Raw genomic sequence first — 1,803 nt, forward strand, 5'->3', positions numbered from 1 at the left:
CTTCTCCACCGTGCCCCCGAACCCGGCCGCACCAGCGCCGCGCTGGGTGCTGGGGGCCATCCCGTCCTTCTGCTGGGCGCTCTTCGCGGCGTCTCCGCCACCGCCACGTCCGGCTTCCCCGGACCGGGCGGACGTTCCCTCCTGGCCGGGGGACTCCTGGGCGCCGCCCTTCGCGGAGGTGCCCTTCGCGGAGGCGCCCTTCGCGGCGCCGCCCTTCGCGGTGGCCTTGCCGGAGGACGCCTTGCCCTCGGAGGGCTTCGCCTTCTCTTCCTCCTTGAGACCTCGAGCGGGCACGCCCGGCCGGGGGAGGTTGGGAGGAAGACGGACGCTCATGGGACGGTGCCTCTAGGGGGAGGGACTCAGGCCAGGTTCTTCATGTGGACGACGAGGTTGCTGTCGTTGCTGCCCAGCGTGCTCGCGTCGTCGGTGGGGATGACGTAGCCCTGGTCCGCGCCAACGTGCTTGCGGAAGAAGTCTACCACCTCCGGATCCTGCACGTTGGACGTGGTGCTCTTCTTGATGCCGTACGCCTGCCCGTCCGTCCCCTTGGCCTTCACGGAGTCCGGGGCGGAATCCAGCAGGTTCTTCATCGTGCCCGACAGACGGCCACCGCTCTCCGGCTGCATGGTCATGGAGGCGTTGTGACCCTCGATGTAGCTGACGTCGTAGTAGGTGTTCCCGTGCCCGCCGTCGAACTTCACTTCACCGAGCGTCGCGTTCTTGCCGTCGCCGGCGTCGCTGCGGAAGTTGCCGGACCAGCCATCCGGGAACTGCACCGTCTTCGTCTCGCCCGGCTTGAGGGTGACGGAGTCCACCGCCTTGTCACCCGCGTTGGGGGTGAAGTTCACCTTCATCGGCGTGGTGCCGTCGTTGACCAGGGTCATGGTGTTCTTGCCCTTCGAAGCGCCCTGGGACTGCGAAGCGCCCTGGGGCCCCGCGACCGCCTTCTGCTGGAGCGGGGGCCCGCCAGCGTCCACGGCGGGCTGCCCACCGCCAGGGGAAGCGCCCTCGCCGCCGAGGTCCGGCACGCCGCTGTCGAGGGCCGCGTCCTGGGCGCCCAGGTTCGGCACGCCGCCGTCGAAGGAGTCCGCGCCCAGGCCCATCTGGCCGCCATTCGGCCCGACGACGCCCGTGTTCCCGTTGGCACCCTGGGCGCCCGGAACTCCGCCCTGCGCCCCGCCAAGGCCCTCGCCGCCGAGGATCTTCGACAGCTCACCCAGCACCTGGAGCGCGAGCATCTGGCCCAGCTTCTCCATGCCACCCTTGGCCGCGCCGCCCACCGAGTCGAAGCCGTCCTGCTGCAGCAGGCCCTGCAGCGCGCCGCCCAGCCCCGCGCCGCCCTTCAGCGAATCCGCCGCGACCGGCGAGGGCCGCTGGACGGAAGACGCCAGCTCGGGGGCCTGGGTGCGCGTGAGGGAGGGGCTGGGAACGGACGACTTGGAGAGGGGGGAGAGCGCCATGGCGATGTTCCTCGGAGCAAGCAGGTCGGCGGGGGATGAACCGACCGCGTCGGCTGATGTGGGGGGCTAGAGCAGGAGGCGTGCCACGGCCCACACGAACGCCCGCGGCGTGCCAACTCCCTGGGATTGCTCGCGAAGTCCTGCTGGAGGGCGCCCAGGGGGGAAGGGCCTGGAGGCCCGCGCCCTGATGACTGCCGTTGGTCCCTGGTGTCTGGCGTCATCAGGCGGGAGCGCCCAGGAACGGACCCGGGCTCCCACCGTGGAGGTGGAAGCCCGGGGCGTGGGGGAGGGGCTGTCTACTGGGGCGAATTGACGACGAGATAGGTGACGTCGTTGCCGGAGT

General features: G+C 70.9%; 1 protein-coding gene and 1 pseudogene. Both read right to left on the reverse strand.

What is annotated here, in order from left to right; translation table 11 throughout:
• Positions 1–333: pseudogene (locus D7X74_RS41715) on the reverse strand (hypothetical protein); the annotation flags it as partial.
• Positions 334–359: 26 nt separating this feature from the next.
• Positions 360–1,460 (reverse strand): hypothetical protein, encoded by a 1,101-nt coding sequence (locus tag D7X74_RS41720; RefSeq protein WP_120538447.1) that lies wholly within the window; start codon positions 1,458–1,460, stop codon positions 360–362.
• Between the last annotated feature and the right edge of the window lie 343 nt (positions 1,461–1,803).

The sequence above is a fragment of the Corallococcus sp. CA047B genome (assembly GCF_003612065.1).
Classification (GTDB): domain Bacteria; phylum Myxococcota; class Myxococcia; order Myxococcales; family Myxococcaceae; genus Corallococcus; species Corallococcus praedator.